The following is a 12,784-nucleotide window of genomic DNA, read 5'->3' on the forward strand; positions in this document are numbered from 1 at the left end:
TGGTACGCAATGACCCAATCTGAGAAGAACCCGAGCGAGGAAGCGCTCGTCAAGCGGCGTGCCCGCCTGCTCGGCGCGAAATCGCAATTGTTCTACGACGAGCCCGTGCACCTGGTGCGCGGCGAAGGCGTCTGGCTCTACGATGCCGACGGCCGCAAGTATCTCGATGCCTACAACAACGTCGCCCATGTCGGCCATTGCCACCCGCATGTGGTCGAGGCCTTGTGCCGTCAGGCAAGCCTGCTCAACACCCACACACGCTATCTGCACACCGCAATTCTCGACTATGTCGAGCGGCTGACGGCGACCTTCGATGCAAGCCTCGCCACCGCAATCCTGACCTGTACCGGCAGCGAGGCCAACGACATAGCGCTGCGCATGGCGCAGGCCGCCTCCGGCAATATGGGCATCATCGCCACCGACGCCACCTATCATGGCAACACGGCGGCGGTTTCGCAGCTCAGCACGCGCATGCCTCCGATCCGCGGCCGCGCCCCCCATGTCAGGCTGGCGCCGGCCCCCGACAGCTATCGCCATCCCGATGCGATGGCCAATGGCAAGGCCTTCGGCGACGCCGTGCGTCAAGCGATCGCTTCGCTGGCACAGGACGGCATTGGCCTGTCTGGCATCATCTTGTGTCCGCAACTCGCCAATGAAGGTTTCCCGGCTCTGCCCACCGGATTTTTCGACGACGCCTTGGGGGCCGTGCGCGAAGCCGGTGGTCTGGTCATCGCCGACGAAGTGCAGCCCGGCTTCGGCCGCACCGGCAGCCATTTCTGGGGCCATCAGCGCGCCGGCTTCGTCCCCGACATCGTCACCATGGGCAAGCCGATGGGCAATGGCCATCCGATCGCGGCCGTGGTCACCACCAAGGAGATACTGGCGACCTTCCGCGACGCTTTCCGCTACTTCAACACCTTTGGCGGCAACCCGGTCTCCTGCGCAGTCGCCAATGCCGTCCTCGACGTCATCGAACAGGAAAACCTTGTCGCCAACGCGCAAGACGTCGGCGCCTATGCGCTTGGCCTGCTGCGCCCGCTGGCCGATCGGCATGAGTGCATAGGCGAGGTCAGGGGGGCCGGACTGTTCTTCGGCGCCGAGCTGGTCCACGACCGCGACACGCGCGAACCGGCGCCCGACATTGCCGAGCAGGTCGCCAATCGCATGCGCCATCGCGGCGTGCTGATGGGCAAGACCGGCATCCACGGCAATGTGCTCAAGATCCGCCCGCCCATGCCGTTCTCGCGCGACAATGCCGAGTTCCTGATCGGCCTGCTGGACGAGGTGCTGGGCGAAGTCGGCGGAGTGCCGGCGTGAATTCTGTTTCCACCCAATCCGAGCCCGAAACGGCCGCCGATGTCACGGAGCTTGCCAGGCGTGCGCTCGAACATTGGGGCGTCCGCAATTTTGAGCCGGAACTTCTGAAGCACCGCGAGAACGCCGTCTTCCGCGTGCGGCTGCCGGATGGCCAGCCGGCAGCCATGCGCATCCACCGGCTCGGCTACCACACGGACGCCGCGCTGCGTTCGGAACTGCAATGGATGGGCTTCCTGCAATCCGCCGGCGTAGCCACGCCGTCTTGCGTCGCAACACAGGCCGGCGATCCGTTCGTGCTTGTCAGCACGGCCACCTCGGAGCAGCCCCGGCAGGCCGATTGCCTGAGCTGGCTGGAGGGCCGCGCCGTGGGCGCACGCGGCGTGCCACTGGTCTACACGCCCGACCAGTCGGTCCAGATCTTCACGGCGATCGGGCGGACCATTGCCCATATGCACAATGTCACTGCCTCCTGGACGCCGCCCGCGGGCTTCGCGCGCCATGCCTGGGATTTTGGCGGCTTCTTCGGTGCGAACCCGGTCTGGGGCCGGTTCGAGACCTCGCCCTTTCTCGATGGTCCTCGCCGCGCGCTGGTCCTGCAGGCGCGCGAGAAGGCGGTGAAGGCGCTGTCGCAACATGAGCGCAGCGCGCGCAATTTCGGCATCATCCACGCCGATCTGGTGCGCGAAAATGTGCTCATCCATGATGGTGCGGTGCGCATCATCGACTTCGACGATTGCGGCCATGGCTGGCACATGTACGACCTTGCCGTCGCGCTCTACCAGAACCGCGAGGAGGCGATCTACCCGCTGATCGAAACCGCTTTGCTTGACGGCTACCAGCAAGAGCGTGCGCTGACCCCGCAGGACATCGCCGCATTGCCTCTATTCGCCGCCTTGCGTGCCTTCGCGTTTCTTGGCTGGGTGCAAAGCCGCGTCGAAGGCGACATCACCAGGGATGTCGGCTTGCGCATGTCGACCATCGCAGCCGATGTGGTGATTGACTACTTGCGCGGCGAACAGCCCAACTGACGAGCCGATGAGAGCCGTCAGCTCTTGGCGAAATGGATACTGACCGTTCCCGAGCTGCCGAAGTCGGCGACGATCGTATCGCCGGGCCGCGCCTCGACCGGGCGCACGAACGATCCGGACAGCACCACCTCGCCGGCCGCGATGGACATGCCGTGGCGGGCGAGCCTGTCCGCCAGCCAGGCAATGCCCATCGCGGGATGGTTGAGCACGCCGGCGCCAAGCCCGGTCTCCTCGACCTCCGCATTGCGCGAGACGATGGCGCCGATCCAGCGCATATCGGCTTCATCGGGTCGTTGCGGCCGGCCGCCGATGACAATGCCGGCATTGGCGGCGTTGTCGGAAATCGTATCGAAGAAAGTGCGCGCCTTCTTTGTCTCGGCATTGACGCGTTCGATGCGCGTGTCGAGGATTTCGAGCGCCGGCGTGATATAATCGGTGGCGTTGAGCACGTCGAAGATGGTCACGCCTGGACCCTTCAGCGGCGCCTTCATGACGAAGGCTATCTCGGCCTCGACGCGCGGCTGGATGAAGCGGCCGACGGGTATCGTCGCGCCGTCGTTGAAGAACATGTCGTCGAACAGCACGCCCGAATCCGGCGTGTCGATGGCGAGCGCATATTGCATCGCCTTCGATGTCAGGCCGATCTTCCAGCCCTTCGGGGTCAGCCCGGCATCGGTCTTGCGTTTCACCAGCGCTGCCTGGACGCGATAGGCATCCTCCATCGTCGCGTCGGGAAAATCGAGGCTGAGCAGACGGATCTGGCGGCGCGAACGCTCGGCTTCGAACAGCCTTGCCGCGGCATCTTCAACTTGCTCGGGGGTCACGATGCTGCCTCGTCGACGACCCCGTTGCGGAGCACGCCGATGCCGTCGGCTTCGACTTCGATCACGTCGCCCGGCTTCAGCCAGATCGGCGGGTCGAAGCGGGCGCCGGCGCCGGTCGGCGTACCGGTGACGATGATATCGCCTGGCACCAGCGTGGTGAAGGTGGAGACATAGGCGATGATCTTGCGGAACGAGAAGATCATCCGGCTGGTGCGGTCCTGCTGGCGCAATTCGCCATTGACGCGGGTGGTCAGCGCGATGTCGGCAATCTGCGCCTCGTCGGTGAACGGCACCAGCCACGGACCGAGCGAGCCGGTGCGGTCGAAATTCTTGCCCTGCGTGACGTTGAACTTGGCGTGCCGTACCCAATCGCGAATGGTGCCTTCGTTGCACAGGGATAGTGCCGCGATATGGTCAAGCGCATCCCTCTCGGCGATGCGTCGTCCACCCTTGCCGATGACGATGACGATCTCGCCCTCATAGTCCAGCTGCGGCGATTCCGGCGGCCGCACCAGCGGCGCGTCGTGGCCGACGAAGGAGCGGGGGAAGCGGATGAACAGCGACGGGTTGGAAGGCGCGGCCTGGCCGTCCTTGTACTCTTCGTTGCGGTCCGGGTAGTTGACGCCGACGCAGATGATCTTTTCCGGCGACGGCAGAGGGATTTCATAAGCGATGGCGCCGACTGGAAAATCGACGGCGTAGGCTTCGGCCTCTTCCGCCAGCCGCCGTAGCACGCCGGCCTCGATCACTTCGCGCAGCGTCGGCCACTGGCTGTGCCGCGCCGACAGGTCGACGACGCCCTTATCTGTGACCACGCCATAGCGCGTCTTGCCGCCGACGGTGAAGGTGGCGAGCCGCCCAGGTGCAGTCATCCCGGTCTCCGTCAGGTTCGCGTCTGTGGTCACGGTGCGATGATCGGCGACGCCGTCAAATCCGGTTGGCGTGCGGCCGCGCCGGCAAAGGTGCTGCCCTCCTCGAACCAGCTTTTCGGCGCCGGCGCGCCCCACAGCGTCTGGCGCTGCGGGTCCTTGAGGTCCCACTTGATCGGCTCCAGATCCGGATCGACCGTCTGGTAGTCCGAGCAGTAGATCTCGATGCGGTGATTGTCCGGGTCTCTGACATAGAGGAAGAAGGCGTTGGAAATGCCATGCCGGCCGGGGCCGCGCTCGATATTTGCGAGGTAACCCGTCGTCGCCATCAGATCGAGCAGGTCGATGATGTTGAGCGGTGTCGGCACCCAGAAGGCGACGTGATGCAGGCGCGGACCCACACCGTTGGTGAAGGCGATGTCGTGGACGCCGCCCTTGCGGTGCGTCCAGGCCGCCCACAGCTTTCCGCTACTGGCATCCTCGGTGTATTCGGTGACGCGGAAGCCAAGCTCGTTGTAGAAGGCGACGGACTCGTCGACATTGGGCGAGAAGCAGTTGAAGTGGTCGATGCGCAGCGGCTTCACGCCCTTGTAGAGCGCATATTTCTGATGAATCGGCGGCAGCCTTTCCATTTGGGCAAAGAACTCGAGCGGAATGCCGTGCGGGTCGCGGGTGCGGAAGGTGCGCGACTGGTACGGTCGCTCGACCCACTCGACCGGCAGGCCTTTTGCCTTGAAGAAATGCTCGGCCTTGTCGAGATCCTCATCCGAAAAAACCTTGAAGCCGAGATCGCGGGCTTCGGCGCTGCCGGCCTTCTTCAGCACGATGCAGTGGTGTCCGCGCTCTTCCAGGGCCCTTAGATAGATGGCGTCCGATGTCTCGTCGGTAACCTGCAGGCCAAGCGTGTCGACATAGAAGGCGCGGGATTTCGCAAAGTCGGTGACCGCCAGTTCGACATGGCTGAGGCGCACGATGTTGAAGGCGGGATAGAGGTTTGGTTTGGGCAGTGGCATGCGATGTCCTCCGGTCAGCCGCCGAGCTTCTGGATCGTGTGCGCTGAAGTGGCGAAGGCGATGTTCTTCGTGTCCATGTAGAAATCGAAGGAATGGTCGCCGCCGTCGCGGCCGATGCCGGAATTCTTGACGCCGCCGAACGGCGTCGGCAAATGCCGCACATTCTCCGAATTGACCCAGATCATGCCGGCGTCCAGCGCATCGGTGAAGCGGAAGGCGCGGGTAACATCCGACGTCCAGAGATAGCCGGTCAGGCCGTATTGGGTGTCGTTGGCCAGCGCCAGCGCTTCGGCCTCGTCCTTGAAGGAAATGGCGGTCAGCACCGGCCCGAAAATCTCTTCCTGGGCAATGCGCATCCTGTTGGTGGCGCCGGTAAACAGCGTCGGGCTGACATAGCAGCCACCGCCCGGACCGGCGAACTTGCCGCCGCCGGCGGCTACCACCGCGCCTTCCGATTTGCCGATCTCGATATAGGACAGCACCTTTTCCTCGTGCACCGGATGGATCAGCGGACCGACCACCGTTTTGGGATCGAGCGGATGGCCAACCTTGATGCGCTTTGCCTTCTCCGCGACCAGATCCGTGAATGTGTCGTAGACCGAGGCTTCGACCAGCAGCCGCGACGATGAGGTGCAGCGTTCGCCGTTGAGCGAGTAGATCATGAACACGGCCGCATCCGCCGCACGTTCGAGATCGGCGTCGGCGAAGACGATCACCGGGTTCTTCCCGCCCAGTTCGAAATGCACGCGCTTCAGCGTATCGGCGCCCTGTTTCATGATCATCGAGCCGGTGCGGCTCTCACCGACAAAACCGATCGCCTTGATGTCAGGGTGCTCGGTCAGCGCCTTGCCGGCGTGCTCGCCGAGGCCGTTGACCAGGTTCCACACGCCTTTCGGCAGGCCGGCCTCCTCGGCGATCTCGACCAGCAGGCGAGCGGTCAGCGGCGAAAATTCGGCCGGCTTGTGGACGACGGTGCAGCCTGCCGCCAGCGCCGGCGCGATCTTCCATGTCGACAGCATGAACGGCGTGTTCCACGGCGTGATGATGCCGACCGGGCCGATCGGCACGCGCGTGGTGATGTTGACCTGGCCTGTCGTGCGCAGCGTCTCGCCGTCGCGCGCTTCCGGCGCGCGGTCGGCGAAGAAGCGGAAATTCTCGGCGCCGCGCAGCGCGGCCTTGGCCATGAATTTCAGCGCCTGGCCGGTGTCCATGCACTCGACGAAGGCGATCTCCTCGGCGCGCGCTTCGATCGCATCCGCTATCTTGTGCAGCAGCTTCTTGCGCCCGTCGCCCGGCATGGCGGCCCAGGCCGGGAACGCCGCCTTTGCCGCCTTGGCGGCGCGGTCGATATCGGCGGCACTGCCACGCGCGACCTTGGCCAGCGGCTTGAGATCGACCGGCGACATGCTCTCGAAGGTCGAGCCATCCACCGCCGGCACCGCTTCGCCGCCGATCTGGTTCAGCACGCCGTCGCGCTTGAAACGGGCCAGATAGGCCTCGGCCTTTTTCAGATTGCCTTCGAGGTCGGACATATCAGCTTCCGTCACTTGCCGCGCAGTCGCGGATGGATTGCGTTTTTCTTCCAGCTCAGTACCGGCTCGATCTCCCTGATCTCCAGGGAAAGAGCGAAATGCGGGGTCTCGAACAGGGGGCCAAGGTATTCGCTCACCGCGGCGAAGACCGCCTCCCCGGTTCGTTTCTTGTCCTGGGCGCTGCGCCCGGTTCCAATGCGAAACGACATGTCGAGGAAAGCGTTTTCCGGCAGGCTGTCGGCGACGGCATAGGCTTCCGCGCGGAAGGCCCGCACCCGCACCGCGCCGGTTTCAAACAGCCCGGTGCCGAGCACGGTGCGCAACACCAGCGCGCACAATTCGCTCATGTCGACCTTGGCATCGAGGTTGGCCGAATACTCGATGGAAAAGTGAGGCACCGCGTCTCGTTCCCCGGATTGTTCCACTGTTGTAGTTAACGCGTTAATTACATGCAGCATCACTGAAGTCAAGCCTTGCATCCAAGTCGAGGCGACGATACGGGATGGAAAGGTCAGGTTTTGGCGTGCGGTCCCGCCGACCGCCCGCATCATTGGGGACGCTGCTTCTTGCTGCCTGAAAACACCCGTCGTTCTCTGCCGATGGCGCTGCTCCATGCCCGCGAAGTGGTGATGGCGCGGTTTCGCCCTATGCTGGCGGCGCATGACGTGACCGAACAGCAATGGCGTGTGCTGCGCGTTCTGAGCGAGGCCGGCCCTGTCGAGGCGACGGAACTTGCCGATCGCGCTTCGGTGCTGCCGCCCAGCCTGACACGCATCATCAAGACGCTCGAGGGCCGAAAATTCATCACCCGCAACAAGGCGGAAGGCGATGGCCGCCGTGTCGTGCTGACGATCGCCCCGGCGGGCTCCGCCCTTATCGATGCCTTGTCGCCGGAACGCCTCGTCATCTACCGCGACATCGAACAGCGCTTCGGACATGAGAGGCTCGAGCAATTGCTCGATCTGCTGGAGAGCCTGATCGCCGGCGAGAACTGACTGCTCCCGCTCAGCCGCCAAAACTGCCAAGCCGCGTCGGCTGCGTGTAATTGCGGTCGACATAAAGCAGCGCCGAGCCGCCGCTGCCGTGCCTGACATCGATAACGCGGCCGATCATGACATTATGCGTGCCGACGATGTGCACATCCTCGATCTCGCAATCGAAATTGACGATCGCATCGGACAGCGCCGGCGTGCCTGAGGCCAGCGTTTGCCAGCGCGCCGCCGAATAGCGTGCCTCCATGTCCCTGGTCGCGCCGGCGAACTTGCCGGCTAGGTGCATATGGTCATGCGTCAGCACGTTGACGCAGAAGCGCCGGTTGGCGAGGAACATGGCGGCCTGCGTCGAGCGGCCGTTCATGCACACCAGCAGTGTCGGCGGTTCGTCCGACACACTGCACATGGCGGTGGCGGTGAAGCCGCCGCGCCCGGCCGGGCCATCTGTCGTGACGATGTTGACCGGCGCGCAGACCCTTGCCATGGCGTCGCGGAAATCGGCCTTCGAAATCTGCGTGGCCATCTGACATCACCCAGCCGATGAAGCTAGCGGATTGAGCCAGGTATCTCCCGTCCAGCCATTCTCGTCATAGTCGGCCATGCAGGTATCGACCAGTTCTTCCATGGCCTTCAGCCGGCCGCCGCGTTCGGCGCCCTTCAGCACCTGCAGCCGCACCTCTTCCGGCGCACCGGCATAGTTGAGTTCGTAGAGCGCGTGGCGGCCGCCGAACTCGGTGCCGGTCGCGTCCCACAACAGTTTCATGATCTTGATGCGCTCGACATGGCCCATGTCGTTGGAACCGCGCACATACTGCGCGAGGTATTTGTCGATCTCGGGATTGTTGAAGTCGCGCACCGATGACGGCAGGTAGATCAACCCAGAAGCGATCACCCGGCGCACCGTGTCGATGACGCGCGGATAGGCTTCCGACATGAAAGTCCGGTAGGCAAGGGCTGCTTCCAGGTTGGGCAGGACAGCGCCATTCGCCCAGGGGATCGGATTGTAGGCCATGGCGTTGGAGAAACTCCAGAACATGTGCCTGAGCGCGATCACCTCGCCCAGCGCCGCCTGGTTGCCGCGGAAGGCATCGCCGCCGGTGGCGCGCAGCGCCTTTGCCAGCAGGCCGGCGAGGAAGTCGAGCTTGACGGCAAAGCGTGTGCAGCCCTGGAAGCAATAGCCATGCATGAAGCCCGAAGCCGGATGGAAGGACAGGATTTTCTGCGCCTCGCGCAGCACCAGCACGTCCTCCCAGGGGATGAAGACATTGTCGAGCACCAGGATGGCATCGTTCTCGTCGAAGCGCGACGACAACGGATAGTCGAACGGAGCCGCCGCCGTGTTGGCCGTCTGCTCATAGGAGACGCGGCAGAACATCTTTACCCCCGGCGCATTCATCGGCACGATGAACATGACCGACAGCGACGGATCTTCGGTGACCGTCGCCGAACTCTGCGCCAGGAAATTGTAGTGGGTCAGCGCCGAGGACGTCGCCACCACCTTGGCGCCGGAGACATAGATGCCGGCGTCGGTCTCCTTGGTGATGTGGACGAAGACATCCTTCACCTGTTCGGCCGGCTTGTGGCGGTCGATCGGCGGGTTGACGATGGCGTGGTTCATGAACAGCACGGCTTCCTGCGCACGCTTGTGCCAGGCGAGCGCATTGTCCTTGAACGGGCCGTACCAGTCGGCATTGGCGCCGAGCGTGTTCATCAGTGCCGCCTTATAATCGGGCGTGCGGCCCATCCAGCCATAGGACATGCGTGACCACTCGGCGATCGCGGTCTGCTGGGCCGCGAGTTCGCCGGAGGATTTGGCGACGCGGAAATATTTGTGGGTGTAGCCGCCCGAACCGGTATCGGTAGGCGAGGTCAGCGTGCCCTGCCGCTTGGGATCGTGCAGCGCATCATAGAGGCGCGCCAGCGACCGCGCCGAATTGCGCATCGCCGGATGGGTGGTGACATCGGCAATGCGCTCGCCGTTGATGTAGACCTCGCGGCCGTCGCGCAGGCTCCCCATATACTCGGCCCCGGTGAACGGGCGCCCATTGTCGGCACGAAAGTCTTCCGATCGCATGATGTTCCTCCACTTATGGCATCAACTCTAGCGCTCCTGGCAAGGATCGGTTAGGACGTAACGGCAAAACCGATTGGACTTTTTCCGGCGCCATGAGCCTCAATTCCATTCCTGATTTCTTTGTCTATGGCGAGCCGGTGCGGCCGCTCGATGTCGGCTTCCTGCATGTCGAGACGGTGCTTGCGCGCAGCAATATTCATCTCGGCCAGGTTGCCGCGCACAAGCATCCGCAAATGGGCCAGATCACCTACTGGACCAGCGGCTCCGGCACCTACCGCATCGAAGACCAATCCTGGGACTTTTCGGCACCGGCCGTCAGCTTCGTGCCGAGCACCATCGTGCATGGCTTCTCGATCGGGCCCGGCACCGACGCCATCGTCGTTTCGGTCGCCGATGATGCGCTTGCGGCAATAGCCGCTCACAGCCTGCTGCCATTGGACCGGCCGGTCTTTGCCGATAGCCTTCCTCAGCACGTCGCGTGGAAAAGGCTTGCGGCGGTGCTGGAGATGATCGCCACGGAATATGCCGAGGCGCAGGCCGGGAGTGACAAGACCCTGCCGGCGCTGATTGCCGTCGCGCTCTCGCAGATCGCGCGCCTTGGTCCCGAGGTGAAGGATGCCACCGGTTCTTCCGATGCTGCATTGGCGCGCGGCTTGCGCCGTCTGGTCGATGCGCATTTCCGCGACAACTGGCCCGTCGACCGCTACGTCGAGGCGCTGGCCACGACACCGCATCTTCTCGACAAGGCCGCCCATAGGGTGCTTGGCAGCGGCGTCAAGCGACTCATCAGCGAGCGACGGTTGCTGGAGGCCAAGCGCTTGCTGCTGTTCACCGTGCGCACCGTCGAGGACATCGCCTACGAAATCGGCTTCGACGATCCGGCCTATTTCTCACGCTTCTTCCGGGAGCGGGTTGGCCAGGCGCCCGCCGCCTGGCGCCGCGCGCAGCTGGGGCAGAGTTGAAGCTTCCGCGCCGGCCAGGATCAGGCGTTTGGGCCGACACGCCGGCCAGGCACGGCGCCGCCGAGTTGATCCACCTGTTGATAGGTGTTGCCGCGCAGCATCACCCCCCGCACGGCGCGCGCATCGAGATTGATGTCGCCGCGAAACTTGCTGGTGTTTTTTGTCGCTTCCATACGGTTCGTTATTTGAACCACCATTTTATGTGCTATGAGCGGACTGCAAGGTGGATTGGCTTCCGTCCCATGCGAAGTATCTTGAGGATGCACGATGAGCACAGTCGGCAAAGCGATATCGCTGTTGGAACAGTTCACGCTCGGCGAACCGGAGATCGGCCTGTCCGAGCTCGCCCGCAAAACCGGCCTCGACAAGGCGACGGCGCGGCGCCTGCTGATGGCGCTGGCCAACCACCGCTTGATCGAACAGGAGCCGGCAAGCCGCCGCTACCGGCTCGGCGCCGGCCTGTCGCGGCTGGCCCGCTTTCGCGACGCGCATTTTCCCTTCGTGCGCGTGGCAGCACCTGTGGTTCGCGAGCTGGCGCTGGAAACCGGCGAGACGGTGCATCTGTCGGAATTCAGCGCCGGCGCACTGCTGACGGTCCATGTCGAGCTGTCGGCAAAGGCCAACCGGGTCAATGTCGATGTCGGCCAGGTGCTGCCCTTGCACGGCACCGCCTCCGGCATCGCCTTTCTCGCCGCTTCGCCTCGGGGAGCGGCCGAGGCCTATGTCGACAAGCCGTTGCCGACCTTCACGCCACACACGGTGACGCAGCCCGACAGGCTGATGAAGGCGATCCGGCTTGCCGCCAAGCGCGGCTATTCCTCGAGCTCCCAAGGCTATGAAGAAGGCGTGCACAGCATAGCCGCGGCAATCCTCGGCTCCGATGGCCGTCCTCTCGGTGCGCTCGCGGTGGCCTCGCCTGTGTCACGCGCCGATGACAGCATGGCGGCCAGCCAGGGCGAAGCGGTGATCAAGGCGGCGCGGCTGATTTCAGCGCGCCTGGCCGGCGAAGCCTGACATCTCTACCGTCGCAGGGGAGATGATTAGCGGGTTAAGTTCCCAGCGGCGCACCGGCCTTGCCGCGACACCGGAACGCTTCGTCTGGGCATGCGGCTGGAGCGCAGCAAGGAAGAATTGTTGTCGCCCGCCCGAGCGTCGCCCACGATCTCGGAAATCGCCTTTGCTTGCGGGTTCAATTCGAGTGCGCATTTTTCGCGCGCGTTCGAGAGCCGGTACGATGTGGCCCGCGCGGGAGTTGCGCCAGAGGCTGAGGGCGGGTGCATTAAGGGGTGGGCCGTTTGCCGGATCTCGGAGAGCGCCCTAGCTCGCCGAAAGCCGGCATCCGGCAGCAAGTTCTACATATTGGCAGCGGTTGGCCGCACGATCACTTCGTTGACGTCCACGCCATCGGGTTGATCAAGCGCAAAACGGATCGCCCGTGCAATGGCGTCCGGTGTGAGCGACTTCTGCCGCCATTCTTTCAGAGCCGTGGCGACCTGAGGATCGCTGATATCGTCGCCTAGTTCGGTTGCGGTCACTCCGGGGGAGATGATCGTGGCGCGGATGTCGTCATGCTCCTGCCGCAGCCCCTCGGTGATTGCCCAGACGGCATATTTCGTGCCGCAATAGACCGCCGCGGTGGGCAGCACGATATGCGCACCGACCGAGGCGACATTGACGATATGCCCATTCTTCTGGGCGACGAAGCGCGGCAGCACCGCGGCGATCCCGTTCAGCACGCCGCCGATGTTGACATTGATCATGCGAGACCACTCATCGCGCTTCAGCGCGGCAAGCGGCGACAGCGGCATGACGCCGGCATTGTTGACCAGCACATCGATCTGCCCGAATTCGGCATGAGCGGCATCGGCAAAGGCGTCGAAATTCGCCGCGTCAGTCACGTCGAGTTCGCGCCACGCGACGCCTTTGCCTATTTCTGCGGCCAGCGCCTTGAGCCGCTCGGTGCGGCGGGCCCCGATGAACAGTCTGGCGCCGGCACCGGCAAGTTCCCGAACCGTCGCTTCGCCGATGCCGCTGGAGGCGCCGGTGATGAGTACAACCTTGTCTTTAAGTCCCGTCATGATCGTTCCTTTTTCGCTGCGGTGACGGGGAGATAGATGGCGGCGAACCGGCAAAGGGCGGTAGCGTGATCGTCCAAAGAGTTTGCACGATCCTC

Annotated in this window: 15 protein-coding genes; 6 read left to right on the forward strand and 9 right to left on the reverse strand. The window is 64.0% G+C overall.

The features are described 5' to 3' along the window. Nucleotides 1–9: 9 nt before the first annotated feature. Nucleotides 10–1,317: an aminotransferase class III-fold pyridoxal phosphate-dependent enzyme gene (locus NKI35_RS21310; RefSeq protein ID WP_352652839.1), complete on the forward strand. Its 1,308-nt coding sequence runs from the start codon at nucleotides 10–12 to the stop codon at nucleotides 1,315–1,317. Next, entirely contained in the window at nucleotides 1,314–2,345 is a 1,032-nt protein-coding gene (locus tag NKI35_RS21315) for a phosphotransferase enzyme family protein (RefSeq protein ID WP_352652838.1), read from the forward strand. The genes NKI35_RS21310 and NKI35_RS21315 overlap by 4 nt, the downstream gene beginning before the upstream one ends. Before the next feature lie 17 nt (nucleotides 2,346–2,362). On the opposite strand, the gene hpaH is transcribed toward NKI35_RS21315, so the two are convergent. Genes hpaH through NKI35_RS21340 form a run of 5 tightly spaced genes read right to left on the reverse strand, consistent with a single transcriptional unit; the run spans nucleotide 2,363 to nucleotide 6,981 of the window. Continuing rightward, complete coding sequence (hpaH, locus tag NKI35_RS21320) at nucleotides 2,363–3,172, reverse strand: 2-oxo-hept-4-ene-1,7-dioate hydratase (RefSeq protein WP_352741439.1); 810 nt, start codon at nucleotides 3,170–3,172, stop codon at nucleotides 2,363–2,365. Then, on the reverse strand, nucleotides 3,166–4,041 hold the full coding sequence (locus NKI35_RS21325; protein ID WP_023704726.1) for a fumarylacetoacetate hydrolase family protein: 876 nt from the start codon (nucleotides 4,039–4,041) through the stop codon (nucleotides 3,166–3,168). Before NKI35_RS21325 ends, hpaH begins: the two co-directional genes overlap by 7 nt. A 29-nt stretch (nucleotides 4,042–4,070) precedes the next feature. Continuing rightward, complete coding sequence (gene hpaD, locus NKI35_RS21330) at nucleotides 4,071–5,051, reverse strand: 3,4-dihydroxyphenylacetate 2,3-dioxygenase (protein WP_352741408.1); 981 nt, start codon at nucleotides 5,049–5,051, stop codon at nucleotides 4,071–4,073. A 14-nt stretch (nucleotides 5,052–5,065) separates the two neighbouring features. Continuing rightward, the gene (gene hpaE / locus NKI35_RS21335; RefSeq protein ID WP_352741409.1) at nucleotides 5,066–6,583 is read right to left on the reverse strand and encodes a 5-carboxymethyl-2-hydroxymuconate semialdehyde dehydrogenase; all 1,518 of its coding nucleotides are present in this window, start codon (nucleotides 6,581–6,583) and stop codon (nucleotides 5,066–5,068) included. Nucleotides 6,584–6,594: 11 nt separating this feature from the next. Continuing rightward, on the reverse strand, nucleotides 6,595–6,981 hold the full coding sequence (locus NKI35_RS21340; protein ID WP_352741440.1) for a 5-carboxymethyl-2-hydroxymuconate Delta-isomerase: 387 nt from the start codon (nucleotides 6,979–6,981) through the stop codon (nucleotides 6,595–6,597). 201 nt (nucleotides 6,982–7,182) lie between these two features. On the opposite strand from NKI35_RS21340, the gene hpaR reads away from it, so the two are divergent. Further along, complete coding sequence (hpaR, locus tag NKI35_RS21345; RefSeq protein WP_023695202.1) at nucleotides 7,183–7,578, forward strand: homoprotocatechuate degradation operon regulator HpaR; 396 nt, start codon at nucleotides 7,183–7,185, stop codon at nucleotides 7,576–7,578. A 10-nt stretch (nucleotides 7,579–7,588) separates the two neighbouring features. Here the strand turns inward: hpaR and NKI35_RS21350 are convergent, their stop codons facing one another. Together NKI35_RS21350 and NKI35_RS21355 are read right to left on the reverse strand one after the other, a co-directional pair. Then, a complete protein-coding gene (locus tag NKI35_RS21350; protein ID WP_023692271.1) occupies nucleotides 7,589–8,098 on the reverse strand; it encodes a flavin reductase in 510 nt (169 codons plus the stop codon). A 6-nt stretch (nucleotides 8,099–8,104) separates the two neighbouring features. Continuing rightward, the gene (locus tag NKI35_RS21355) at nucleotides 8,105–9,649 is read right to left on the reverse strand and encodes a 4-hydroxyphenylacetate 3-hydroxylase N-terminal domain-containing protein (RefSeq protein ID WP_023738346.1); all 1,545 of its coding nucleotides are present in this window, start codon (nucleotides 9,647–9,649) and stop codon (nucleotides 8,105–8,107) included. Between the two features lie 92 nt (nucleotides 9,650–9,741). Between NKI35_RS21355 and NKI35_RS21360 the strand changes: the two genes are divergently transcribed. Further along, on the forward strand, nucleotides 9,742–10,611 hold the full coding sequence (locus NKI35_RS21360) for a helix-turn-helix domain-containing protein (RefSeq protein ID WP_023682718.1): 870 nt from the start codon (nucleotides 9,742–9,744) through the stop codon (nucleotides 10,609–10,611). 20 nt (nucleotides 10,612–10,631) lie between these two features. Here NKI35_RS21360 and NKI35_RS21365 read toward each other — a convergent pair whose 3' ends face one another. Beyond that, nucleotides 10,632–10,784, reverse strand: a complete 153-nt coding sequence (locus NKI35_RS21365) for a hypothetical protein (protein ID WP_023682719.1) — start codon at nucleotides 10,782–10,784, stop codon at nucleotides 10,632–10,634. A 94-nt stretch (nucleotides 10,785–10,878) separates the two neighbouring features. Here NKI35_RS21365 and NKI35_RS21370 point away from each other — a divergent pair, with 94 nt between their 5' ends. Both NKI35_RS21370 and NKI35_RS21375 read left to right on the forward strand, forming a co-directional pair. Further along, nucleotides 10,879–11,625 (forward strand): IclR family transcriptional regulator, encoded by a 747-nt coding sequence (locus tag NKI35_RS21370; RefSeq protein ID WP_023682720.1) that lies wholly within the window; start codon nucleotides 10,879–10,881, stop codon nucleotides 11,623–11,625. Between the two features lie 90 nt (nucleotides 11,626–11,715). Continuing rightward, complete coding sequence (locus tag NKI35_RS21375; protein ID WP_084633926.1) at nucleotides 11,716–12,024, forward strand: helix-turn-helix domain-containing protein; 309 nt, start codon at nucleotides 11,716–11,718, stop codon at nucleotides 12,022–12,024. On the opposite strand, the gene NKI35_RS21380 is transcribed toward NKI35_RS21375, so the two are convergent. Next, entirely contained in the window at nucleotides 11,964–12,689 is a 726-nt protein-coding gene (locus NKI35_RS21380; RefSeq protein ID WP_023682721.1) for an SDR family oxidoreductase, read from the reverse strand. The two genes, NKI35_RS21375 and NKI35_RS21380, sit on opposite strands and share 61 nt — an antisense overlap. Between the last annotated feature and the right edge of the window lie 95 nt (nucleotides 12,690–12,784).

The organism is Mesorhizobium sp. M0676, assembly GCF_040320535.1.
In the GTDB taxonomy this organism is placed as follows: domain Bacteria; phylum Pseudomonadota; class Alphaproteobacteria; order Rhizobiales; family Rhizobiaceae; genus Mesorhizobium.

Bases quoted from the DNA above. Each gene is read 5' to 3' on its own strand.
- NKI35_RS21380 (WP_023682721.1), bottom strand. From the start codon at position 12,689: ATGACGGGACTTAAAGACAAGGTTGTACTCATCACCGGCGCCTCCAGC.
- NKI35_RS21310 (WP_352652839.1), top strand. From the start codon at position 10: ATGACCCAATCTGAGAAGAACCCGAGCGAGGAAGCGCTCGTCAAGCGG.
- hpaE (WP_352741409.1), bottom strand. From the start codon at position 6,583: ATGTCCGACCTCGAAGGCAATCTGAAAAAGGCCGAGGCCTATCTGGCC.
- hpaD (WP_352741408.1), bottom strand. From the start codon at position 5,051: ATGCCACTGCCCAAACCAAACCTCTATCCCGCCTTCAACATCGTGCGC.
- NKI35_RS21350 (WP_023692271.1), bottom strand. From the start codon at position 8,098: ATGGCCACGCAGATTTCGAAGGCCGATTTCCGCGACGCCATGGCAAGG.
- NKI35_RS21360 (WP_023682718.1), top strand. From the start codon at position 9,742: ATGAGCCTCAATTCCATTCCTGATTTCTTTGTCTATGGCGAGCCGGTG.
- hpaR (WP_023695202.1), top strand. From the start codon at position 7,183: ATGGCGCTGCTCCATGCCCGCGAAGTGGTGATGGCGCGGTTTCGCCCT.
- NKI35_RS21370 (WP_023682720.1), top strand. From the start codon at position 10,879: ATGAGCACAGTCGGCAAAGCGATATCGCTGTTGGAACAGTTCACGCTC.
- NKI35_RS21325 (WP_023704726.1), bottom strand. From the start codon at position 4,041: ATGACTGCACCTGGGCGGCTCGCCACCTTCACCGTCGGCGGCAAGACG.
- NKI35_RS21365 (WP_023682719.1), bottom strand. From the start codon at position 10,784: ATGGAAGCGACAAAAAACACCAGCAAGTTTCGCGGCGACATCAATCTC.
- NKI35_RS21355 (WP_023738346.1), bottom strand. From the start codon at position 9,649: ATGCGATCGGAAGACTTTCGTGCCGACAATGGGCGCCCGTTCACCGGG.
- NKI35_RS21375 (WP_084633926.1), top strand. From the start codon at position 11,716: ATGCGGCTGGAGCGCAGCAAGGAAGAATTGTTGTCGCCCGCCCGAGCG.